Origin of the sequence: Kitasatospora sp. NPDC101801, assembly GCF_044766665.1 — a bacterium.
Classification (GTDB): domain Bacteria; phylum Actinomycetota; class Actinomycetes; order Streptomycetales; family Streptomycetaceae; genus Kitasatospora.
In genome coordinates this window covers 185,986-208,922 of record NZ_JBIWML010000001.1, presented here as the reverse complement: position 1 = coordinate 208,922, position 22,937 = coordinate 185,986, and the positions used below count along the sequence as shown (strand labels likewise).

Genomic DNA, 22,937 nt, shown 5'->3' with positions numbered 1-22,937 from the left:
TACGGTTCTCGTATCACCCCAGCAGAACTGACGGAGGATCAACCATGTCCGGCAACAACACCGTCGTGGTCACCGGCTCGTCCAGCGGCATCGGTCTCGACATCGCCCGGCTCTTCCTGGCGGAGGGGGCCAACGTGGTCCTGAACGGGCGGGACCCGGAGCGGCTGGCCAAGGCGGCCGCCCAGCTCGGTGCGGCGGAGCGGGTGGCCACCGTGCGCGGCGGGATCGGCGACGCGGCGACCGGCGAGGCGCTGGTGCGGACGGCGGTCGAGCGGTTCGGCCGGGTGGACGTGCTGGTCAACAATGCCGGGACGTTCGCGGCGAAGCCGTTCACCGAGGTCACCGAGGAGGAGCTGGACGGCTTCCTGGGCGGCAACCTCAAGGGCACCTACCTGACCACCCAGGCGGTGGTCAGGCAGCTGCGCCGGCAGGGCGGTGGCGGCAGCGTGGTCAACATCGGCACCGTGCTGGTCGAGCACGCCCTGGCGGGCTTCCCGTGCTCGGCCCCGATCGTCAGCAAGGCCGGGGTGCACGCCCTGACGGTGAGTCTGGCCGCCGAACTGGCCGCCGACGGCATCCGGGTCAACCTGGTCGCCCCCGGCATCGTCCGGACCCCGCTGCACCAGGGCGGCGAGGTGGACGACCTGGGCGGGCTGGCCCTGCTGAACCGGGTCGGCGAGGTCGGTGAGATCGCCGAGGCGGTCCGCTACCTGGCCACGGCGGGCTTCGTCACGGGGCACGTGCTGCGGGTGGACGGCGGCTTCGTGACCGGCCGGTCCTGACGGCCGGTCACGCCGGGGCGGGCCGGCCGTCCTTTGGCCAGTCGGCCTGCGGTACCTCCTGCCGGCCCACCAGCACGGGCGTCCCGTAGGCGGCGAGGAGTTCGGCCGGTACCGCGTCCGCCCGCGCCGAGCCCACCCTGATCCCGCTGCCGTCCGCCATCGTCGAGACGCCGGTGATCGGGCCGTCCAGGGACCGCCAGGGCAGGTCGGCCGTGCTCGGCGCGGCGATCGGCCTCAGTTGGGCCGCGCGGTACTTCGCGTCGACGAACCGCGGGGTGGGACCGGTGCGTTGGGCCTCCTGCCGGAAGGCGGTGTCGAAGTCGGAGCCCGGTACCCGTAGAGCGTGTGCCCGGCGGAGTCGACGCAGACGTCGGCCAACTGCTCCGGGTAGTCGCGCGGGCCGAGTGCCGACACCGCCCCGGCCGCCGTCCGGGCGTCGGCGGGGCCGGACGGGCTCGGATCGGCCCGCAGCACCACCACCGCCCGCTGCCGGGGCGGCAGACCCCGGAGCACCTGGGGCAACCGGCCGTCCGGTTCGGCCGGTTCGGCCGCCGGGGTGCCGGGATCTCGGGCCGGCTGCGCCGCCAGCGTGGGACGTGGGTCCGCACCATGGTCCTGCGGACGGACGCCTCGGTCGCCGCCACGTCCCGGATCGAGGGCCGCCGGACGTACACCCGGGCCGGCGGGTCGTGCAGCACGTCCCGGGCGTCGTGCGGGTTCCCGGCGAGCAGGCGGGCGCCACGGCGCAGCGCCCGGTACCGCGCCCCGACGAACTCGTCGGACGGATCATCAGCCATCGTCATGATCCTCCGACGCGGGGGAGCCCCGAAACGGCTGACATCCGGGAGAGAAAATGGGACCGGCCCCCGTCGGGGTCGGTCCCATCCTCTGCCGGTCGGTCCTAGTGGAGCGGCTTGTCCAGCACCGCCTTGGTGTGGCTGAAGGTGTCGATCGAGTACTCGCCGTGGTAGCGGCCCATGCCGCTCTCGCCGACGCCGCCGAACGGGAGCTCGGGGACGGCCAGGTGGGAGACCGGCAGGCCGAACACCAGGGCGCCGGAGGAGGTTTCGTCGCTGAGTCGCTGCTTGGTGAGCTCGGACCCGGTGAAGGCGTAGAGCGCGAGCGGCTTGTCCCGCCCGTTGACGAAGGCGATCGCCGCGTCCAGGTCGGGGACCGCGAGCACCGGCAGGACCGGGCCGAAGATCTCGGCCTGCATCACCGGCGCCTCGGGGGAGACGTCGGCCAGCACGGTCGGTGCCAGGTAGCGGGTGTCGCGGTGGTGGGTGCCGCCGGTGACGGTGCGGCCGTCGCCGAGCAGGGCGGTCAGCCGGTCGAAGTGCCGGGAGTTGACGATCCGTCCGTACTCCGGGTCGGCCGCCGGGTCGTCGCCGTAGGTCTCCCGCACCGCCGTGGCGAGCTCGGACTCCAGCGCGGCGGCGGTGCCGCCGACGGCGAGCACGTAGTCCGGGGCGACGCAGGTCTGACCGGCGTTCAGGAACTTGCCCCGGACCAGGCGGCGGGCGGTGACGGCGAGGTCGGCGTCGGTGTCGACGATCACCGGGCTCTTGCCGCCGAGCTCCAGGGTGACCGGGGTGAGGTGCTGGGCGGCGGCGGCCATCACGATCCGGCCGACGGCGCCGTTGCCGGTGTAGAAGACGTGGTCGAAGCGCTGCTCCAGCAGGGCGGTGGTCTCCGGCACCGCGCCCTCGACCACCGCGACGGCCTCCGGGTCGAGGTAGCGCGGCAGCAGCCGGGCGATCGCGGCCGAGGTGGCGGGGGCCAGCTCGCTCGGCTTCAGCAGCACGGTGTTGCCGGCCGCCAGCGCTCCCACCAGCGGGGCGAGCGCGAGCTGCAGCGGATAGTTCCAGGGGGCGATCACCAGCACCACGCCGAGCGGTTCCCGGATCACCTTGGCCTCGGCCGGCTGGAACACCGCGGGCACGGCGGCGGCCTTCGGCTCCAGCCAGTGCGTCAGGTTCCTTACCGTGTGGTCGAGTTCGTGCAGGGTGAAGCCGATCTCGGTGCGGTACGCCTCGGCCGGGCCCTTGCCCAGGTCGGCGTGCAGGGCCTGCTGGAACGCCTCGCTCTGCTCGGTGAGCAGGGCGCGCAGCGCGGCGAGCTGGCCGAGCCGCCAGTCGACCGGCCTGGTCCGGCCGGTGGCGAAGGTGGCGCGCAGACCGGCCACCACGGTGGCGGCGGAGGGTGTGGTCATGGTGTTCGGGCTCCGGGAGGTCGGTGGATGCCGGGGCGGGCGGTGCGGCCCGCCCCGGCCGGAGGGTCTCAGGCGACGGTGACGACGATCTTGCCGCGGGTGTGGCCCTCGGCGTTCAGGCGCTGGGCGTCGGCGGTCCGCTCCAGCGGGAAGGTGGCGGCCACCTCGACGGTCAGCAGGCCCTGGTCGGCGAGCTCGGCCAGTGCGGTGAGGTCGGCGGTGTCGGGGCGGACGAAGACGTACCTCCCGCCGAGGGCGAGCACGGCGCCGTCGGCGATCGAGGCCAGCCGGCCGCCCTCGGCGAGCAGGGCGGGGGAGACCTGGAGGGCGTCGCCGCCGACCAGGTCGAGCACGGCGTCCACGCCGTCGGGGGCGAGCGCGCGGACCCGGTCGGCCAGGCCCTCGCCGTAGGCGACCGGCTCGGCGCCCAGGCCGCGCAGGAAGTCGTGGTTGCGCTCGCTCGCGGTGCCGATCACCCGGGCGCCGAGCGCGGTGGCGACCTGGACCGCCAGCGAGCCGACGCCGCCGGCCGCCGCGTGCACCAGCACCGTCTCGCCGGGCTTGACCTCCAGCGCCTTGGTGAGCGCCTGGTAGGCGGTCAGCCCGGCCAGCGGCAGCCCTGCGGCGGCCTCGAAGGAGAGCGCGGCGGGCTTGTGCGCCAGGGTGCGGACCGGCGCCGCCACGTACTCGGCGAAGGTGCCCCGGCCGACCAGGTCCTCCCGGACGTAGCCGATCACCTCGTCACCGGGGGCGAACTCGGTGACGCTCACGCCGACCTGCTCCACCACGCCGGAGACGTCCCAGCCCGGGATGACCGGGAAGACCACGTCCAGCGCGCTGTCCAGGTAGCCGGCCTGGATCTTCCAGTCCACCGGGTTGACCGAGGCGGCCCGGACCTTGACCAGGACCGAGTCCGGGCCGAGCTTGGGCTGCGGGACCTCGCCGAACTCCAGGACGTCGGGGCTGCCGTAGGTGCGGTACGTGATGGCCTTCATGGTGGTGCTCCAGAGCAGAAAGATTTGATGAAGTAGATGGTTGAACTCATCAAGCAATAAATCGAAGGTAGACCTCGATGATTGAGGATGTCAAGTAATCGGGCCTAGACTGGAGCCATGAACCCGACCACGCCCACCACCGCGCCCGGCCCCGAGCTGCTCATGGAGCAGCTCGCGCACGCCGCCGCCTGCTACTACCGCAGCTTCGCCGTGGTGGCCGGCGGCCAGGGCCTCACCCTGATCCAGGGCAAGCTGCTCAGCCTGCTCGGCCGGCCGATGCCGATGCGGGCGCTGGCCGAGCTGCTCGGCTGCGACGCCTCCAACGTCACCGGTCTGGTCGACCGGCTGGAGGCGCGCGGCCTGCTCCGCCGGGAGCCCGACCCGGCCGACCGCCGGGTCAAGACCGTGCTGCTGACCCCGGAGGGCGAGGCCGCCGTCCGGCGGATCAGGGCCGAGATCACCACCGGCCTGCCCGGCCTGGCGCAGCTCGACGACGCCGGGCGCCGCGGCCTCTCCGAGCTGCTCGCCCGGGCCTTCCCGCCGGGGCCCGGCGCCTGAGCGGCCGTCAGCTCCGGCCCGGGCCGACCAGCATGAAGAGGTGCTGGTCGGCCTCGGGCAGGGTCAGCACGGTGTACTCGAAGGTCCCGGGGTCCTCGGCCGGGGCCGGGACGGACAGCCGCCCCCGGCGCGGCGGCCCGGCCCGGTGCTGCGCCCAGAGGGCGGCGAACGCCGGGCTCCAGCGCTCCAGTTGACCCACCAGGGCGGCCAGCGGGCGGTCGGCCGGACGGTCCGCGTGGTGCGCCCGCAGGCCCGCGACCAGGTCGGCCCCGATCCAGCCGTCCGGCGCGAGGTTGTCCGGGGCGGCCGCCGCGTACGGGCAGCAGAACACCTGCCAGAGCAGGTTGCGCTCGTGGGCCGGCCGGGCCATCGGGGTGGCCAGCAGGGCGTCGGCGCGCGGGTTGCAGGCGAGCAGGTCGAAGCGCGGGCCGGTGACGAAGGCGGGCACCTCGGTCAGGGTGCCGAGCAGGGCCAGGGTGGCGGCTGGGACGCCCGACGGCTCGGGTTCGGCCGGCGTGGGCGGGCGCTGACGGTGCGCCAGCCGGTGCAGGTACGCCCGCTCGGGGGCGGCCAGCATCAGCGCCTCGGCCAGTCCGTCCAGCACCGGCCCGGTCGGCACCCGCTGGCGGCCCTGTTCGAGCCGGGCGTAGTAGTCGGCGGAGATGCCCGCCCGCACCGCCACCTCCTCCCGGCGCAGTCCGGGCGTACGGCGGCGCGAACCGGCCGAACCGGCCTGGACGGGGGCGAGTCGGCGGCGGGCGCGCAGGAACGCGCCCAGCGGGGTCTCGGGCATCCGCCCACGCTGCCACAGCGGCCGGGGGTTGACCAGGACCTGGCTGTCCCTGGTTGCGCGGTACCCGGATACACCGGCCGCTGGTACCGGCGGGCGGTGGGCCGCAGGCTCGCCGCATGGGACTTCTCGACGACAAGGTCACGATCATCACCGGCGCCGGCCGGGGCATCGGCGCGGCCGCCGCCCGGCTGTTCGCCGCCGAGGGTGCGCTGCTGGTGCTGACCGCCCGGACCGGTCAGCAGGTGGAGGCGCTGGCCGCCGAGCTGCGCGCGGACGGCGCGGCGGCGGTGGCCGTCGCGGCCGACATCAGTACGGCGGAGGGGGCCGAGCGCTCCGTCCAGGTCGCACTGGAGACGTACGGGCGGCTGGACGCCGCCTTCGGCAACGCCGGCTCGGGCCCGGTGCCGGCCCCGCTCGCCGAGCGGACCGAGGCGGACTGGGACGCGGTGCACGCGGTGAACCTGCGCGGCAGCTGGCTCGGCCTGCGGGCCCAGCTGCGGGCCCTGGTGGCGGGCGGCCGGGGCGGCTCGATCGTGCTGAACAGCGGGGTCGGCGCCCTGGTGGGCGGCTTCGGGGACGGCACCCAGCAGGCGGCCAAGCACGGCCTGTCCGGCCTGGTGCTGGCGGCCACCGCCGACTACGCCCGGTACGGCATCAGGGTCAACGCGGTCGCCCCCGGCGTGGTGCGGACCCCGGGCACCGAACCGTTCTTCGCGGCCGGCCCCGGCTTCGAGGCGCTGGTCTCCCGGGTCACCCCGCTGGCCCGGGTGGCCGCCCCGGTCGAGGTGGCCCAGGCGGCGGCCTGGCTGCTCAGCGACCGGGCCTCGTACGTGGCCGGGGTCACGCTGCCGGTGGACGGCGGGATCACGGCCACCCGGAGCTTCTCCTGACGGGGCGCGGGCGCGGCGCCCCGCGCCGGGACTCCGCCTGGGTGTGAGCCTCGGCGGGAGGCCGCAGGGGTGCCGGCGGGCGCCCCTGCGGGCGGTGTGCCCGGGCCCGCAGCCGGATCGTGACCGGGCGTGTCGCCGATGGAACGGGGGGCGACACGCCCGCGCGGCTGTGGCATGGGTCACACCGGGTGAACCGGGCTGACGGACCGTCAGATCATCTGACGGTCCGTCAACTCCGGGCGTTTCACCTGTCGGTCACCCCTGACGGATCGTCAGTTGTCGGACGAATTGGGCCAGTCGGGTGAGTTGGGGCCCCGTCCGAGGGCCCCCGGGCCGGGCTACCATCGGTTGGGTTGTCCGCTTCGGCCTGGAGCGCGGCGTCCGATCGGGGCGTGCGGCGCAGTCCCCCCAGGGCCTGGCATCGGTCATGGACGGGGGAGACGGACAAGGGGCACGCAGCTGTGACGACACAGATCACCACCCGGCAGGAGCAGGAACGGCAGGACGAGGCCGCAGGCCCGCTCGCGCTGTTCTCGGCCGGCCCGGCCCCGGCCACCCGCACCCTGCTGGACGTGCTGGAGACCACCGCCCGGGCCCACCCCCAGGAACCCGCCCTCGACGACGGCCACAGCACGCTGAGCTACCGGGCGCTGGCCGCCGAGGTGGAGACGGTGCGCCGCCGGCTGGCGGCGGCCGGGGTCGGCGCCGGGGACCGGGTCGGCGTCCGGGTGCCCTCGGGGAGCAACGACCTCTACATCTGCATCCTGGGCGTGCTCGCGGCCGGCGCCGCGTACGTCCCGGTGGACGCCGAGGACCCGGACGAGCGGGCCGAGCTGGTCTTCGGCGAGGCCGCCGTGGCCGCCGTCCTGGGCGCCGGGCGCGCGCTGACCGTGACCGGCCGGCCGACCACCGGCCGCCCCGGCGTCCGGCCCGCCCCCGCCGACGACGCCTGGATCATCTTCACCTCCGGCTCCACCGGGAAGCCCAAGGGCGTCGCCGTCACGCACGCCAACGCCGCCGCCTTCGTGGACGCCGAGGCCGCGATGTTCCTCCAGGAGGAGCCGATCGGCCCCGGCGACCGGGTGATGGCCGGTCTCTCGGTCGCCTTCGACGCCTCCTGCGAGGAGATGTGGCTGGCCTGGCGCTACGGCGCCTGCCTGGTGCCCGTCCCGCGCTCGCAGGTGCGCGGCGGGGCCGACCTGGGCCCCTGGCTGGCCGAGCAGGAGATCACCGTGGTCTCCACCGTGCCCACGCTGGCCGCGCTCTGGCCCGCCGAGGCGCTGATCGAGGTCCGGCTGCTGATCTTCGGCGGCGAGGCCTGCCCGCCCGAGCTGGTCCAGCGCCTGGTCACCGAGGGCCGCGAGGTGTGGAACACCTACGGCCCCACCGAGGCCACCGTGGTCGCCTGCGGCGCGCTGCTCACCGGCGAGGGCCCGGTCAGGATCGGCCTGCCGCTGGACGGCTGGGAGCTGGCCGTGGTGGACGAGGCCGGCCGGCCCGTCCCGATGGGCGGCACCGGCCAGCTGGTGATCGGCGGCGTCGGCCTGGCCCGCTACCTCGACCCGGCGAAGGACGCCGAGAAGTACGCCCCGCTGGAGTCGCTCGGCTGGGCCCGCGCCTACCGCAGCGGCGACCTGGTGCAGGCCGACCCGGCCGGCCTGGTCTTCCTCGGCCGGGGCGACGAGCAGATCAAGCTCGGCGGCCGCCGGATCGAGCTCGGCGAGGTGGACGCCGCCCTCCAGGCACTGCCCGGGGTGGCCGGCGCGGCCGCCGCCGTCCGGACCGCCAAGAGCGGCAACCAGCTGCTGGTCGGCTACCTGGTCACCCAGGACGGCTGGGACCAGGCCGCCGCCGTCGAGCAGCTGCGGGCCGAACTCCCGGCCGCCCTGGTGCCGCTGCTCGCCCCGGTGGAGAGCCTGCCGACCCGGACCTCCGGCAAGGTGGACCGCGACGCGCTGCCCTGGCCGCTGGCCGGGCTGACCACCGGCGGGCCCGGTGAGCAGCTGTACGGCACCGAAGCCTGGCTGGCCGAGCAGTGGAGCGAGATCCTCGGGGTCCAGGTCTCCGGCGCCCAGGACGACTTCTTCGCGATCGGCGGCGGCAGCCTGGCCGCCGCCCGGCTGACCACGCTGCTGCGCAGCCGCTACCCGGCGGCCGCCGTGCTCGACATCTACCAGCAGCCCACGCTGCGCAAGCTGGCCCGGCACCTGGAGCGCTCCGCCCAGGGCGACGGCTCGGCCCGCACCATCGCGCCGGTGCCGACCCGGGCCAAGGTGGTGCAGACGCTGTTGCTGCTGCCGCTGTTCACCCTGGTCGGCCTGCGCTGGACGGTCGGCCTGCTGGCGCTGGGCAACGCGCTGTCCTGGTTCGGCGACTACCCGTGGGCGCCCACCGCCTCCTGGTGGCTGGTCGGCGCGGGCGCGCTGCTGCTGTTCAGCCCGCCGGGACGGCTGGCGATCGCGGCCGGCGGCGCCCGGCTGCTGCTGCGCGGCCTGCGCCCCGGCAGCTACCCGCGCGGTGGCGGCCTGCACCTGCGGCTGTGGACCGCCGAGCGGCTGGCCGAGGTCTCCGGCGCCACCGAGCTGTCCGGCGCCTGGCTGATCCGCTACGGCCGCGCGCTCGGCGCCCGGATCGGCCCCGAGGTCGACCTGCACTCGCTGCCGCCGGTGACCGGTCTGCTCCGGCTCGGCCGGGGCTGCGCGATCGAGGCCGAGGTCGACCTGTCCGGCTACTGGCTGGACGGCGACCGGCTGGAGGTCGGCCAGGTCCGGGTCGGCTCCGGCGCGGTGATCGGCACCCGCAGCACCCTGCTGCCCGGCGCCCGGGTCGGCAAGCGGGCCCAGGTCGCGCCCGGCTCCGGCGTCACCGGCCAGATCCCCACCGGCCAGCGCTGGGCCGGTGCCCCCGCCGCCAAGCTCGGCAAGGCCGAGCGCAGCTGGCCCAAGCAGCGCCCGCCGCGCCGGGCCCGCTGGGCCGCGCTGTACGGCGCCAGCGGCCTCGGCCTGAGCCTGCTGCCGGTGCTCTCGGCACTCGCCGCGCTGCTCGTGGTCAGCCGCTTCGTGCACCCCGGCGACGGCCTCGGCGCCGCCCTGACCGGCGCCCTGCTCGCGCTGGTCCCGGCCACCCTGGCCTACGGCCTGGTGTACGCGACCCTGCTGCTGGTGGCCGTCCGGCTGCTGAGCCTGGGTCTGCGGACGGGCAGTCACCCGCTGCACGGCCGGATCGGCTGGCAGGCCTGGACGGTCAGTCAGCTGATGGACCTGGCCCGGGGCACGCTCTTCCCGCTCTACGCGGGCCTGATCACCCCGTACTGGCTGCGGGCGCTCGGCATGAAGATCGGCAGCCGGGCCGAGGTCTCCACGGTGCTCGCGCTGCCCAGCCTGACCACGGTCGGGGACGGCGCCTTCCTGGCCGACGACACCCTGATCGCCCCGTACGAACTGGGCGGCGGCTGGCTGCGGCTCGGGGAGGCGGAGATCGGCGAGCGGGCCTTCCTCGGCAACTCGGGGATGACCGCGCTCGGCCGGGCGGTGCCCGACCGGGGGCTGGTGGGCGTGCTGTCGGCGACGCCGAAGAAGGCCAAGAAGGGCAGCTCCTATCTCGGCATGCCGCCGATGCGGCTGCCCCGCTCGGCCGACACCGCCGACCAGAGCCTGACCTACGACCCGCCGGCCCGGCTGCTCTGGGCCCGGGGCCTGGTCGAGGTCTGCCGGCTGGTGCCGGTGTTCGCCTCCGCCGCGCTGGGCCTGCTGACCCTGGGCGTGCTGGCACAGCTGGCGGCCACCGGCTCGGTGCTGCTCGCCGCGCTGCTCTCCGGCCTGGTGCTGCTGGCCGCCGGGCTGGCCGCCTGCCTGGTCTCGGTGGCCGCCAAGTGGCTGCTGGTGGGCCGGTTCCGGGCGGTCGAGCACCCGCTGTGGAGCGGCTTCGTCTGGCGCAACGAGCTGGCCGACACCTTCGTCGAGGTGCTCGCGGTGCCCTGGCTGGTCGGTGCGGTGCCCGGTACGCCGGTGCTCAACCTCTGGCTGCGCTCCCTCGGCGCCGAGGTCGGCCGGGGCGTCTGGTGCGAGACCTACTGGCTGCCCGAGGCGGACCTGGTCACGCTCGGGGACGGGGCCACCGTGAACCGGGGCTGCGTGCTGCAGACCCACCTCTTCCACGACCGGATCATGCGGATGGATACTGTGATCCTTCACGAGGGAGCCACCCTCGGCCCGGGCGGCATCGTGCTGCCCGGCAGCACCGTCGGCGCGCGCAGCACGCTGGGGCCCGCCTCGCTGGTGATGCGGGCGGAGTCCGTCCCGGCCGACACCCGCTGGCTGGGCAACCCGATCGAATCCTGGCAGTCCTGACGGACCGGCAGCACAGACGCAGGAGCGTACGACCCGTGAGTCCCAAGCAGGTGCCGCCAACCGGCGTCGACCCCTACTTCCCGACCCACGGGGACGCCCGCTACCGGGTGCACCGCTACGAACTCGCGCTGGACTACCGGCCAGGGCCGAACCGGCTCGGCGGCTCGGCCCGGCTCAGCGCGGTGGCGGGCGGGGCGGCACTGGCCGAGTTCGCGCTCGACCTGGCCGAGTTCCGGATCGGCCGGGTGCTGGTGGACGGCAAGGCCGCGCACTACACCCACCGGGCGGGCAAGCTGCGGATCCGGCCGGCCAAGGCGCTCGCCGCCGGGGCCGCGTTCACCGTCGAGGTGCACTACACCGGCAACCCGAAGCCGGTCCGCAGCCAGTGGGGCGGCCTGGGCTGGGAGGAGCTGACGGACGGTGCCCTGGTGGCTAGTCAGCCGATCGGCGCTTCCTCCTGGTACCCGTGCAACGACCGCCCGGCGGACAAGGCGAGCTACCAGATCTCGATCACCACCCCGTCCCCGTACACCGTGGTGGCCAGCGGCCGGCTGCTCACCAGGACCACCCGGTCCTCCAGCACCACCTGGGTGTACGAGCAGTCCGCCCCCACCGCCAGCTACCTGGTGACGGTCTCGATCGGCCAGTACGAGACGGTCCGGCTGATCGAGGGCTCCCCGACGCCCTCACCGAACCGGACGGTGCCGCAGACCGCCTACCTGCCGGCCCGGCTGCTGCCCGAGTTCACCATCGACTTCGCCCGGCAGGCCCGGATGATGCACCACTTCGAGGAGCTGTTCGGCCCCTACCCGTTCGGCGAGTACGCGGTGGTGGTGGCCGACGAGGAGCTGGACGTGCCGGTGGAGGCGCAGGGCCTGGCCACCTTCGGCACCAACCACCTGGACGGCAGCCGGACCTCCGAGCGGCTGGTCGCGCACGAGCTGGCCCACCAGTGGTTCGGCAACAGCGTGACGATCGCCGACTGGCGGCACATCTGGCTGAACGAGGGGTTCGCCAAGTACGCCGAGTGGCTCTGGTCCGAGCACGCGGGCGGCCGCAGCGCGGTCGAGCACGCCGCCGCCGCGCACGCCCTGCTGGCGGGGCTGCCGCAGGACCTGCGGCTCGGCGACCCGGGCCGGAAGCTGATGTTCGACGACCGGCTCTACCAGCGCGGCGGGCTCACCGTGCACGCGCTGCGCTGCGAGCTGGGCGACGAGGCGTTCTTCCGGCTGGTGAAGGACTGGGCGGTGAGACACCGTCACGGGGTGGTCGGCACGGCCGACTTCACCGCGCACGCCGGCCGCTACGCGACCGCGCCGCTGGACGGGCTGTTCCGGGCCTGGCTGCACGACCCGCTGCTGCCGCCGCTCCCGGTCGGCGCACGTTAGGGCCTGTCGGACGATTCGCGTCGGGGCCGGCTCGCCCGGCACGCACGCTCGCCGCACGGCCGGAACGACCCGGCCTGATCCGACGCGAGTCGTCCGACAGGCCCTGAGGCCCCGGGGCGGTGGTGCCGCCCCGGGGCCGGTCGGGCTCAGCGCACCGCGTACGCGTCGGCGACGGTCTGGGTGACCGACACCTCGTCGGCCGCCGTCAGGGTGACCTGGAGGGCGACCTTGGTGCCGGCCGCCGCGCCGGTGTGGTCGACGGTGGCGGTCCACTGCCCGTGACTGCGGGTCAGGGTGCCGGGCGTCCAGGTGGTGCCGCCGTCGTAGGAGTACGACAGAGCGGCGGACTTGAGCGCGCCGGGGGTGAACCCCGCCTGGCCGGTGGCGGCGAGGCCGATCCGCAGCCGGCCGGCGGCCACCGTGTTGTCCGCGTCCACCGCGAGGTCGTAGGACGGGAACAGCAGCGGCAGCGCCTGCGAGGAGACCGCCGGGTCCCCGTGCGAGCGGAACGAGAACTCGGTCCGCACCGCGCTGGAGCGCTGCCAGACGTCCTGGTGGTAGAACCGCTGCTGGGTGAGCCTCAGCAGGTACCGGGCGTCACCGGCGGGCAGGTCCCAGACGTTGAACGGGCCGAACCAGGACTCGCCGAGCGACGTGCCGTCGGCCAGCAGCTCGACGCCCGCACCGTCGCCGAAGCTCGACATGGTGCCGGTGTGGTCCGGGTCGGCGTCGCTCCACAGCGAGCGGGAGAAGTCCACCCCGATCCGGTCCGCCTGCCGCTCGCCGACCAGCCGGGCGGACCCGTCGGTGCCGGTGCCGCCGGTCGGGCGCAGCACGCCCCGGTACCACTCCTCGCTGCGGCTCTCGCCCTTGCGGTAGGAGCGGTTGACGTCGGTGAGGTACTCGGCGAACGGCCAGCTGCTCTGCACCGCGTGGGCCCACTGCCCGTCGTCGGCGGTGTAGTACGCGGTCCTGGTCAGCGGCGCGGCGACCAGGCCCTGGAAGGCCGGGATCTGCGCGTACGGGTTCCACGGCCGCACCGCGTCGGCGTACTCGAACATGTGGGTCGCCGCGCCGAGCGAGTGCCAGGTCTCGGTGACGGTGGCGAGATCGCGGTCGCGGACGGTGTGCTGCTGGCCGGCCCGGACCTGCTGGGCGTCGTGGAAGGCCAGGTTGTAGACGTACGGGCTGTCGGGGGTGGAGGTCCAGGCCAGGGTCACCCCGCCCTTGCCTTCACCGAGCCGGGCGGTCAGCGCGGCGGCCTGGTCGGCGGTGATCTGGAAGACCGGGGCGTGCATGCTGATGTCGTTCTTCCGGAACGAGCCCGGGGTCGGACGGTACGTCAGCACCGCGACGGCGCCGGCCGCCTGTGCGGTGGCGCTCACCTCGTTGGCGTCGGTGCCGTCGTCCGGCACCAGCACCAGCCGTCCGGTGGCGCCGGCCGCCGCGAGGTCGGCGGCGGAGGCGCTGCGGGCGGCCACCAGCTTCGCCGAGCCGGTGCCGGGCAGGCGGGCCTCGGCGGCGTACGGCAGGTAGGTCGGCTCCAGGGTCACCCCGGCGCCGGTGAACACCACCGGGGCGGCGCCCATCCGCAGATAGCTGCCGGCCTCGAAGCCGCCGGTGCTCGCCTTGCCGGAGCCCCAGCTGTACAGCTCGACCGGGGCGTTGCCGATCCGGGCGCCGATCGCGTCCACCCACTTCTCGCCCCACCAGCGGGAGAGTTCGAGGGTGGCGTCCAGGGTGCGCAGCGCGCGGTCGCCACGGACCTCGACCCGGTCCGCCTTGCGGGCGTCCAGGGTGAGCACGGTGTCCTTGGTCAGCTTGAACTCGGGCATCGCCACCGCGGTCACCGAGCGCGGGGCCGCCTCGCCGGTGGCGTCCCGGTGGTCGGGGGTGACCACGAAGCCGGTGAGCGAGAAGACGCCGGGGCGCAGCCGCAGGGTGAGCTCGCCGTTGGCGTCGGGGGCGACCCGCTGCCCGGTGGACTGGCTGATGTCGATCAGGTCGACCGAGGTCCCGGTGTCGGCGGTGGCCGGCCGGCCGTCCCGGTCGGTCAGCTTCACCCGGACGGCCAGCGTCTCGGGCTCGACGTACGCGTTGAACGGGGTGGAGACGGTGTGTCCGGCCTCGTCGGTGGCCAGCACCCGGCCGGTGACGTCGCCGTACTGACCACCCGTCAGCCGGGCGGTCGGGTCCAGGGTGAGCGGCACCTGCACGGTGGCGCCCGCCGGGACGGTCACGCTGTCCCGGCCGAGCCGGACGATCTTCGAGCCGATCGCCGAGTCGTCGTCACCGTCGGTGCGCTGCACGGTCAGCCGCAGCTTCACCGGCGCGCCGCCGGTGTTGGTGTAGGGCAGTTGGACGGTGCGGGTGTCGGACTTCACCTGCGGCCAGGCGAACTGCCCGAAACCGACGGCGGGGGAGCCGAGCACGGTCTGCCGGACGGCCTGGCCGACCCGCAGCCGGCCGCCGCCGATCTGCTGCACGTCGCCCGCGAGGGTCGGGTCGGCGGAGGAGACCAGCGCGGCCTTGAGCCGGTCGGCCGTCCAGTCGGGGTGGCGCTGCTTGAGCAGCGCGGCGGCCCCGGCCACCAGCGGGGTGGCCATCGAGGTGCCGGACATCGCGGTGTAGGCGTACACGCCCCGGCCGCCGGCGGCGGCTGCGGTGACGTCCACGCCGGGGGCGGCGATCTCGGGCTTGAGGGTGTGCACGCCGGTGACCGAACCCCGGCTGGAGAACGAGGCGGTGCGGTCGGCCGAGTCGACGGCGCCGACGGTCAGCACGTCCGGCGCGCAGCCGGGCGAGGAGACCGACTGGTACTGGCCGAGGTTGCCCGCCGCGACCACGAACAGGGTCTTCGAGCTCTTCGCCAGGCTCTGCGCGGCCACCGACATCGGGTCGGTGCAGTCGGTGGGTTCGGAGCTCCCGAGCGACATCGAGGCGACGTCGGCGCCGGAGTCGACGGCCCACTGCATGCCCGCGATGATCTGGGAGTCGGTGCCGGAGCCGGAGTCGTCCAGCACCTTGCCGACCAGCAGCTTCGCCCCGGTGGCCACACCGCGCTGGGCGCCCTTGCTCGCGGCGCCGGTGCCGGCGATCTCGGAGGCGACGAAGGTGCCGTGGCCGACCGCGTCGTGCACGTCGGTGTCGGGTGTCTCGGCGGTGAAGTTCCGGGTGTCCAGCACCTGTCCGGCCAGGTCGGGGTGGTCGGCGTCGATGCCGGTGTCCAGCACCGCGACCTTGACGCCCTGACCGCCGAGGCCGAGCGCCCAGGCGGCGTGGGCGCCGATCTGCTTCGTCTCGGACTCCAGGCTGGCCTTGACCTTCTGGTCCAGCCAGAGCTTGGCCAGCCCGTCCCGGCCCTTGCCGTCGGGGCCCACCAGACTGTCCCAGGTCCCGTTCGCCGCGCCCTTGTCGGCGCGGTACGCGACGCCGTGCACGGCCTTCAGCGACTTCACCCCGGTGGACCGGCTGCGGGTCGGGGCGCTGCCGTCGGCGGTCTGCTGGTCGCGGTAGACCGCGATCACCGGCAGCGTCTTGGTGCCCTGGTCGTCGTAGCCCTGGCGGACCAGGGCGCTGATGTTGAACAGCGCCTTGTCGACCGAGCCGGCCGCCAGCGCGGCGGCGGCCCGCTGCGGGAACACGTACTGGTCGCCGTTGACCTGGCGGGTGAAGTGGACGGGTATCCGGCCCTGTTCGTCGGGCTGGAGCGAGACCCGGGAGCGGCCGGCCGCGTCGGTGGTCAGGTCGACCTTCTCGCCGGTGATGAGGGTGACGGTGTGCCGGGTGGCCGGTGCGCTCGCGCCGGTGAGGCCGGAGCCGGTCGCGGCGGCGGCCGGTGGAGCGGTCAGCGCGGTGCCACCGAGCAGACCGGCGACCGCAACTGCCAGCGCCCGGCGGGCGCGGGTCGGCAATGCCATGGACACTCCTCGGGGAGTCGGGGGATATGGCCGGTGAGCCTGGCAGAAAGCGGCTCTGACCGGTCATGATGTGCCTGGCGGATCACCGCCTGGGCAGGTACCCGCCAAGAAGTGCCGGCTGACGCCGGGTCATGGGGAGGGGCAGGTCGATGCTGGCCGCGATAGGGCTGGACGAGCGGGCCGAGCGGCTCTACAGCCGACTGGTGGTGCACGGCCCGGCCACCGCCGAGGAGTTGGCGGTCCGGTGCGGCACCGGGGTGACCGAGGCGGAGTTGGCGCTGGTGCTGCTGCAGACCCGGGGGCTGATCGCCCCGGAGGCGGACGGCTCGGCCCGGTACGCGGCCGCGCCGCCGTCGGTGGCGCTGGAGGCGCTGCTCACCGGCCAGCGGCACGCGCTGCGCGAGGCGGAGCTGTCCGCCGCCTCGCTGGCCGAGGCGTACCGGGTGGCCGCCGCCGACCAGAGCCACCGGGACCTGGTCGAGGTGGTGACCGGCCACGCGGCGGTCGGCCACCGGGTGGCCCAGCTCCAACTCGGCGCCACCACCGAGCTGCTGGCCCTGGTGACCGGCCGGCACCAGGTGGTCGGAGCGGACGCCACCGGGGCCGAGACGGACGCGGTCACCCGGGGCGTCGCCTACCGGGTGGTGCTGGAGCGGCCGGCCCTGGACACCCCGGAGTCGGTGACGGCGCTGTTCGAGGCGCTGGACCGGGACCAGCAGGTCCGGGTGGTGGACCGGGTGCCCGGCAAGCTGATCGTGGCCGACCGGGCCCGGGCCCTGGTGCCGCTCTCCGAGGCCAGGGACGGCGCCGAGCCGGTGGTGCTCTCGGTGCGGGCCCCCGCCCTGGTCCAGCTGATGGTGACGCTGTTCGAGCAGACCTGGGAGTGGGCCCACCCGCTCGGCCGGGACCAGAACGGTGCCCTGCTGGTCGAGTCCGCCCCCGGCGGCGGCCCGGACGAACTCGACCGCCGCGTCCTGTCGTTGCTGCTGATCGGGGCGACCGACCAAGCCGTGGCGAAACAGCTCGGCCTGGGCCTGCGCACCGTCCAGCGCCGGATCAGCCGGCTGATGGCGCTGGCCCGCGCCGACACCCGGATCCAGCTCGGCTGGCAGGCCCACCGCCGGGGCTGGGTCGCGGACTGACCCGGCGGTGGGCCGTGGTCCCTAGGGCCGGTCCGACGATCCGCGTCGGATCAGGCCGGGTCGTTCGGTGCGGGCGTGCGGCCGGGACGCCCTGGTAGCGGAGCTACTTGGACGTCCCGGCCGTGGGGCGAGCGGGCGTGCCGGGCGGGCCGGCCCCGGCGGGAACCGTCGGACCGGCCCTAGCGGTGGCGGAACATGATCCGGCCCCGGGTCAGGTCGTAGGCGCTGAGCTCCACCAGCACCTTGTCGTACGGCAGGATCTTGATGTGGTGCCGGCGGATCTTCCCACTGATGTGGGCGAGCACGTGGTGCCCGTTCTGGAGCTCCACCTTGAAGGTGGCGTTGCGCAGGCACTCGACGACGGTGCCGTCGATCTCGATCCCCTTGGAAACTCTCGGCATGTGTTCTCCTCGACTTCGACTTCGTTCGGATGTGTACTGAACTGCTGTGTCGTCAGCGGCGGACGAGTTCCAGGTTGGTGCTGGTCAGGCGGGCGCCGATCCGCTCGAAGAGCTGCCGGGCGGCCTGGTTGGCCTCGCTGACCTCAGCGGTCGCCGCGGCGACCCCGGCGCGGTGCAGGGTGCCCAGCGTGTCGGCCAGCAGGGCCCGCGCGACGCCCTGCCGCTGCCGGTCGGCCAGGACGGCGAGCAGGCCGATCCGGGGCTGCCGGGGCACCGGTGCCAGCCGGAGCATGCCCACGTACCGGCCGTCCTGCACGGCCACCGCGTACTTCGACGGATCCGGCACGGTGACCCCGCCCGGGAGCGGGATGACCTCGGCGGGCATCGACTGCCATCCGACGGTGCTCCCGACCTCGGCGCGGATCGCGCGGTCCAGCGCCCGCAGCGGGTCCGCCGCCGCCCGACCGGCCGGCAGGACGGTCACGCCCGGCGGCGGCCGCAGGGCGTCGAGCCCCGTGACGTCCGGGTCGGTGGGCACGGTGTACTGCCACTCGCGGCGGTGGGTGGTGAAGCCGACCCGCTGCCAAGCGGCCTGCGAGTCGGGGTCGTCCTGGTCGGCCAGGGTGTACAGCGGGGTCGGCAGCCGGTCCGCCAGGGTCTCGGCGAGCCGGTCGAAGACCGGGCCGTCCCAGGCGTCGACGCTGACGAAGGTGCGCCCGTCGGGCCGGCGCCAGGCGTCGCCCCGGCCGACCACCCGGTCGTCCTGCACGGCGTGCCACTGGTGTTCGTCGACCTGGAGGACCGTCACGGGGTGCCCGGTCGGGCCGGGGGAGGGGTGTGTGGTGTTCATGGCTGTCTGCCTCTCGGGAGTGCTGTGTGCTCAGGCACTCCCGGCGACACCTGCGTCAGTCGCCCAACCGCGAAGAAATGGGGGAGCACCCATGGGTCACTGCGAACACGGGTCTCACCTCCTGGCTGCGGCTTCTCGGCTGCCCGGACGCTATCAGCTGCCCGCCGCCGTGCCCAATCCGTTTTCGCCGTGCGGTCGGCCCCGATCGGGTGACCCGCACGGCTTGATCCGCTCGGTCCTGGCTCACTAGCCTGCCGGTATGGCCGAGTTGACCGAGCAGGACCAGCAGACCCCGGGCCGCTCCGGCGCCTCCGCGACCGTGGAGGTCGAGGCCCACCAGGTGGGCCGGGTGCGCACCGAGTACGCCCCGGACCACGACGGCGACCCCGATCCCGGCGAGATCGTCTGGACCTGGGTGCCCTACGAGGAGCGGGACGGCCGGGGCAAGGACCGTCCGGTGCTGGTGGTGGCCCGGGAGCCGGGCGGCACGCTGCTCGCGGTGATGCTCTCCAGCAAGGGGCACGACCGGGACGCGGACTGGGTGCCGATCGGCGCGGGCCCCTGGGACCGCTCGGGGCGCGACTCCTGGGTGGCGTTGGACCGGGTGATGCGGGTGCACGACCGGGGCATGCGCCGGGAGGCGTGCGCGCTCGACCGGGCCAGGTTCGACCTGGTGGTCGACGCGTTGCGCCGCCGCTACCGCTGGAGTTGACGGCGGGGCGGGTGCCGGGCGCGAGGTGAGGCGTTCGGCCGGTGTACTGCGGGCAGACATGACAAGTCCGCCGGGACGTACCCCGCACACGCTTCCCTGGGGTCGCCCACTGCCCGCCCTTCACCCGCAGAGGTCAACTCACCCATGGCTGAACTCAACCGTCGCCGTTTCCTCCAGCTGGCGGGTGGCGCGTCCGCGCTCACCCTGCTCTCCGAGAGCATCGCCCGGGCCGCCGCCATCCCGGCCCAGGGCAGCACCGGCACCATCCAGGACGTCGAGCACATCGTCGTGCTGATGCAGGAGAACCGCTCCTTCGACCACTACTTCGGTGCGATGAAGGGCGTCCGCGGCTTCGGCGACCCCCGCCCGGTCACCCTGCCGAGCGGCAAGTCGGTCTGGAACCAGGCGAGCGGCGGCAAGGTCACCCTGCCGTTCCGGCCCCCGGGCGACGACCTCGGCATGGAGTTCCTGCAGGGCCTGAACCACGACTGGGCGGGCGGCCAACAGGCGTTCAACAAGGGCAAGTACGACCAGTGGGTGCCCGCGAAGACCGCCACCACGATGGCGTACCTGACCCGGGACGACATCCCGTTCCACTACGCGCTGGCCGACTCCTTCACGGTCTGCGACGCGTACCACTGCTCGTTCATCGGCTCGACCGACCCGAACCGCTACTACCTCTGGTCGGGCCACACCGGGAACGACGGCAAGGGCGGCGGCCCGGTGCTCGACAACGCCGAGGCCGGGTACGGCTGGACCACCTACCCGGAGCGGCTGGAGGCGGCCGGGGTCTCCTGGAAGATCTACCAGGACATCGGCGACGGTCTGAACGCGGCCGGCTCCTGGGGCTGGATCAACGACGCCTACCGGGGCAACTACGGCGACAACTCGCTGCTGTACTTCAACAGTTACCGCAACGCCCAGCCGGGCAACCCGCTGTTCGACAAGGCCCGGACGGGCACGGACGCCAAGGCGGGCGAGGGGTACTTCGACCGGCTGCGCGCGGACGTGCAGGGCGGACGACTGCCCAAGGTGTCCTGGATAGCGGCGCCCGAGGCGTTCTCCGAGCACGCCAACTGGCCTTCCAACTACGGCGCCTGGTACATCGCGCAGGTGCTGGACGCGCTGACCTCCGACCCGGACGTCTGGGCGAAGACCGCGCTGTTCATCACCTACGACGAGAACGACGGCTTCTTCGACCACGTGGTGCCGCCGTACGCGCCGTCCGGCAGCAGCCAGGGCCTGTCCACCGTCTCCACCGCGCTGGACTACTTCGGCGGCAAGACCGGCTACCTGGCCGGTCCGTACGGGCTCGGGCCCCGGGTGCCGATGCTGGTCGTGTCGCCCTGGAGCACCGGTGGGTACAGCTGCTCGGAGACCTTCGACCACACCTCGGTGATCCGGTTCATCGAGCGGCGCTTCGGGGTGACCGAGCCGAACATCTCGCCGTGGCGGCGGGCGGTCTGCGGTGACCTGACGGCGGCCTTCGACTTCACCCGCACCTCGGCCGCCCCGGTCGCGCTGCCCTCCACCGCCGGGTACTACCCGCCCGACCGTGACCGGCACCCCGACTTCAAGGCCCCGGCCCCGGCGGTCGGCACGATGCCGAGGCAGGAGCCGGGCAGCAGGCCGACCCGACCGCTCAAGTACGCGCCGTACGTGGACGGTTCGGCGGACACCAGCGGCGGCAAGTACCGGCTGACCTTCAGCGGCGGGGCGGCGGCCGGCGCCAACTTCTACGTCACCTCGGCCAACCGGACCGACGCGCCGTGGAGTTACACCACCGAGGCGGGCAAGTCGATCGCCGACACCTGGAACACCCAGTACTCCGGGGGCGTCACCGACCTGACGGTGCACGGCCCGAACGGCTTCCTCCGCCGGTTCCGCAACCCCGGCAGGACGGCGGGCCCCGAGGTGACGGCCCGGCACAACGCGGCCACCGGCAATCTCGACCTGACCCTCACCAACGCCGCCACCGCCGACGCCCGGCTCACCGTCACCAACGCCTACGGCGGCGCCCCGCAGACCTTCACGGTCCGCAAGGGCGCCACCGTCGCCGTCCCGGTGAACCTGAGCGGCTGCCGCAACTGGTACGACGTCACGGTGACCGCCGCCGGCACGGCCGACTTCGTCCGCCGACTGGCCGGGCACGTCGAGACCGGTGCCCCCGGCCTCTCCGACCCGGGCATCATCACCGCCTGACCCGGCCCCTTCGCCCGCCCGCCGTCCCGCTTCCCCGGGACGGCGGGCGCGGTCCGCCCGACCGGTTCTTGCCCGGCGGGGCGGATTCGGGTGGAATGGCCGGTGTGGATCATGTCTCAGCACCCAGTGCCCTGACCGACGAGCAGGTGGCGGGCTACCTGGCCCGGATCGGCCTGCCGCGACCGGAACGCCCGGACCGGGAGGCGTTGGCCGCGCTCCAGCGGGCGCACCTGGGTGCCGTCCCGTTCGAGAACCTCAGTGTGCGGCTGGGGGAGCCGATCGTGCTGGAGCCCGGGGCGCTGGTGGAGAAGATCGTCGGGCGGCGGCGGGGCGGGTTCTGCTACGAACTCAACGGCGCCTTCGCGGAGTTGCTGCGAGCTCTCGGCTTCCGGGTCACCCTGCTGGCGGCCCGGGTGTTCGGCAAGGAGCGGCTCGGTCCGCCGTTCGACCACCTGGCGCTGCGGGTGGTGGCGGACGGCGAGGCCTGGCTGGTGGACGTGGGCTTCGGCCGGTTCAGCGAGCTGCCGCTGCGGTGGGACGAGCGTGGCGAGCAGGCCGACCCCGGCGGGGTGTTCACGCTGGTGCCGCACGGTGACGAGCTCGACGTGCGGCAGGACGGCGACCCGCAGTACCGGCTGGACCAACGAGCCTACGAACTGGCCGACTTCGCGCCGACCTGCTGGTGGCAGGCCACCTGGCCGGACTCGCACTTCCGACGGGCGGCCACCTGCTCACGGCTGACGGCGGACGGCCGGATCACGATCAGCGGCACCCGCCTGATCCGGACCGCCGCCGACGGCTCGCGGACCGAGCAGGAGCTCGGCGAGGCCGGCACGCCGGCCGCGTACCGGACGCACTTCGGCATCACGCTGGACCGCCTGCCCTAGGGTCTGTCGTCGAACTCCCGTCGTCGCCCGGAGGGCGGCCCTGCGGCGAGAGTGCGTGCCGGGCGTCGTGGGGCAGGCGGGAGTTCGACGACCGGCCCTGGTCCCGGGGACGGCACCAGTCGGCCGTCAGGTCGAGGCCGAGCGAGTCCCGGAAGGCCGTCCGGCCGGCCGGCGTGACCGTCAACGCGCGGCCGGAGCCGATCCGTTCGACCCAGCGGCGGTCCAGGGCGCTGGTGCAGAGGGCGGCGCCGGCCGCACCCGCCAGGTGGTGGCGGCGCTCGGTCCAGTCCAGGCAGGTGCGCAGCAGCGGGCGGGAGCCGCGCGGGGCCGAGAGGTCGACGCCCAGCTCGGCGAACCAGCGGCGGCCCGGGTCGGTCAGCGCGAGCCCGGCCTCCTCGGTGACCAGACCCCGGGCCAGGGCGGCGGCCGCGACCCGCACGCCGAGCTGCCCGGCGAGGTGGTCGTAGCAGGTACGGGCCCGGGCCTCGGCGCCGCGCCGGGTGGACTCGCCCAGGGTGGTCGGCACGGCGGCGTCGGGGGTGAAGGCGGCCAGGTTCTCGATCAGTTGGGCGGCCGCCGGGCCGGACAGCCGGACGTACCGGTGCCGGCCCTGGCGCTCCTCGACCAGCAGGCCGCCGGCGATCAGGCGGGACAGCTGCTCGCTCGTGGTCGAGGCGGAGACCCCCACGTGCCGGGCCAGCTCCCCGGCGGTCCAGGCCCGCCCGTCGAACAGGGCGAGGCAGAAGGCGGCCCGGGTGCGGTCCGCGAGCAGGGCGGCGGTCTCGGCGAGGGACATGGCCCCATCATGCCCCGGGCACGGTTCGGCGGCGGCCGAAGTGTCCCGGGCCTAGCCTGC

General features: G+C 74.5%; 16 protein-coding genes and 1 pseudogene. 9 read left to right on the top strand and 8 right to left on the bottom strand.

Annotated features, from left to right (window positions below):
* Window positions 1-44 precede the first annotated feature (44 nt).
* A complete protein-coding gene (locus ACIRPK_RS00905) occupies window positions 45-782 on the top strand; it encodes an SDR family NAD(P)-dependent oxidoreductase (RefSeq protein WP_403031025.1) in 738 nt (245 codons plus the stop codon).
* A gap of 7 nt (window positions 783-789) precedes the next feature.
* Here the strand turns inward: ACIRPK_RS00905 and ACIRPK_RS00900 are convergent, their stop codons facing one another.
* The 3 genes from ACIRPK_RS00900 to ACIRPK_RS00890 form a co-directional block, all read right to left on the bottom strand.
* Entirely contained in the window at window positions 790-942 is a 153-nt protein-coding gene (locus ACIRPK_RS00900) for a hypothetical protein (RefSeq protein ID WP_403031022.1), read from the bottom strand.
* Between the two features lie 741 nt (window positions 943-1,683).
* A complete protein-coding gene (locus ACIRPK_RS00895) occupies window positions 1,684-2,994 on the bottom strand; it encodes an aldehyde dehydrogenase family protein (RefSeq protein WP_403031020.1) in 1,311 nt (436 codons plus the stop codon).
* A gap of 68 nt (window positions 2,995-3,062) precedes the next feature.
* Window positions 3,063-3,989, bottom strand: a complete 927-nt coding sequence (locus ACIRPK_RS00890) for an NADP-dependent oxidoreductase (protein ID WP_403031017.1) — start codon at window positions 3,987-3,989, stop codon at window positions 3,063-3,065.
* Window positions 3,990-4,106: 117 nt separating this feature from the next.
* Between ACIRPK_RS00890 and ACIRPK_RS00885 the strand changes: the two genes are divergently transcribed.
* Window positions 4,107-4,547: a MarR family winged helix-turn-helix transcriptional regulator gene (locus tag ACIRPK_RS00885; RefSeq protein ID WP_403031015.1), complete on the top strand. Its 441-nt coding sequence runs from the start codon at window positions 4,107-4,109 to the stop codon at window positions 4,545-4,547.
* Between the two features lie 7 nt (window positions 4,548-4,554).
* On the opposite strand, the gene ACIRPK_RS00880 is transcribed toward ACIRPK_RS00885, so the two are convergent.
* A complete protein-coding gene (locus tag ACIRPK_RS00880) occupies window positions 4,555-5,340 on the bottom strand; it encodes a helix-turn-helix transcriptional regulator (RefSeq protein ID WP_403031012.1) in 786 nt (261 codons plus the stop codon).
* A gap of 116 nt (window positions 5,341-5,456) precedes the next feature.
* On the opposite strand from ACIRPK_RS00880, the gene ACIRPK_RS00875 reads away from it, so the two are divergent.
* From ACIRPK_RS00875 to ACIRPK_RS00865, 3 genes are all read left to right on the top strand, one after another.
* A complete protein-coding gene (locus tag ACIRPK_RS00875) occupies window positions 5,457-6,230 on the top strand; it encodes an SDR family NAD(P)-dependent oxidoreductase (RefSeq protein ID WP_403031010.1) in 774 nt (257 codons plus the stop codon).
* A gap of 461 nt (window positions 6,231-6,691) precedes the next feature.
* Complete coding sequence (locus ACIRPK_RS00870; RefSeq protein WP_403031008.1) at window positions 6,692-10,579, top strand: Pls/PosA family non-ribosomal peptide synthetase; 3,888 nt, start codon at window positions 6,692-6,694, stop codon at window positions 10,577-10,579.
* Between the two features lie 35 nt (window positions 10,580-10,614).
* Window positions 10,615-11,967: a M1 family metallopeptidase gene (locus tag ACIRPK_RS00865; protein ID WP_403031006.1), complete on the top strand. Its 1,353-nt coding sequence runs from the start codon at window positions 10,615-10,617 to the stop codon at window positions 11,965-11,967.
* A 146-nt stretch (window positions 11,968-12,113) separates the two neighbouring features.
* On the opposite strand, the gene ACIRPK_RS00860 is transcribed toward ACIRPK_RS00865, so the two are convergent.
* Complete coding sequence (locus ACIRPK_RS00860) at window positions 12,114-15,887, bottom strand: S8 family serine peptidase (protein WP_403031004.1); 3,774 nt, start codon at window positions 15,885-15,887, stop codon at window positions 12,114-12,116.
* A 149-nt stretch (window positions 15,888-16,036) separates the two neighbouring features.
* On the opposite strand from ACIRPK_RS00860, the gene ACIRPK_RS00855 reads away from it, so the two are divergent.
* Window positions 16,037-17,029 carry a helix-turn-helix transcriptional regulator gene (locus ACIRPK_RS00855; RefSeq protein ID WP_403031001.1) on the top strand — a complete coding sequence of 331 codons (993 nt, stop codon included), beginning with the start codon at window positions 16,037-16,039 and terminating at the stop codon, window positions 17,027-17,029.
* A 179-nt stretch (window positions 17,030-17,208) separates the two neighbouring features.
* Here the strand turns inward: ACIRPK_RS00855 and infA are convergent, their stop codons facing one another.
* Together infA and ACIRPK_RS00845 are read right to left on the bottom strand one after the other, a co-directional pair.
* Window positions 17,209-17,430: a translation initiation factor IF-1 gene (infA, locus tag ACIRPK_RS00850; protein WP_403030998.1), complete on the bottom strand. Its 222-nt coding sequence runs from the start codon at window positions 17,428-17,430 to the stop codon at window positions 17,209-17,211.
* A 52-nt stretch (window positions 17,431-17,482) separates the two neighbouring features.
* On the bottom strand, window positions 17,483-18,280 hold the full coding sequence (locus ACIRPK_RS00845) for a GNAT family N-acetyltransferase (RefSeq protein ID WP_403030995.1): 798 nt from the start codon (window positions 18,278-18,280) through the stop codon (window positions 17,483-17,485).
* Between the two features lie 259 nt (window positions 18,281-18,539).
* On the opposite strand from ACIRPK_RS00845, the gene ACIRPK_RS00840 reads away from it, so the two are divergent.
* The 3 genes from ACIRPK_RS00840 (at window position 18,540) to ACIRPK_RS00830 (ending at window position 22,081) form a co-directional block, all read left to right on the top strand.
* The gene (locus ACIRPK_RS00840; RefSeq protein WP_403030993.1) at window positions 18,540-18,992 is read left to right on the top strand and encodes a type II toxin-antitoxin system PemK/MazF family toxin; all 453 of its coding nucleotides are present in this window, start codon (window positions 18,540-18,542) and stop codon (window positions 18,990-18,992) included.
* Between the two features lie 144 nt (window positions 18,993-19,136).
* Window positions 19,137-21,194, top strand: a complete 2,058-nt coding sequence (locus ACIRPK_RS00835; RefSeq protein ID WP_403030990.1) for a phosphocholine-specific phospholipase C — start codon at window positions 19,137-19,139, stop codon at window positions 21,192-21,194.
* A 95-nt stretch (window positions 21,195-21,289) separates the two neighbouring features.
* Window positions 21,290-22,081, top strand: coding sequence for an arylamine N-acetyltransferase (locus ACIRPK_RS00830; RefSeq protein ID WP_403030987.1), 792 nt, complete (start codon window positions 21,290-21,292; stop codon window positions 22,079-22,081).
* Window positions 22,082-22,211: 130 nt separating this feature from the next.
* Here the strand turns inward: ACIRPK_RS00830 and ACIRPK_RS00825 are convergent.
* Window positions 22,212-22,877, bottom strand: a pseudogene (locus ACIRPK_RS00825) (ArsR/SmtB family transcription factor); the annotation flags it as partial.
* Between the last annotated feature and the right edge of the window lie 60 nt (window positions 22,878-22,937).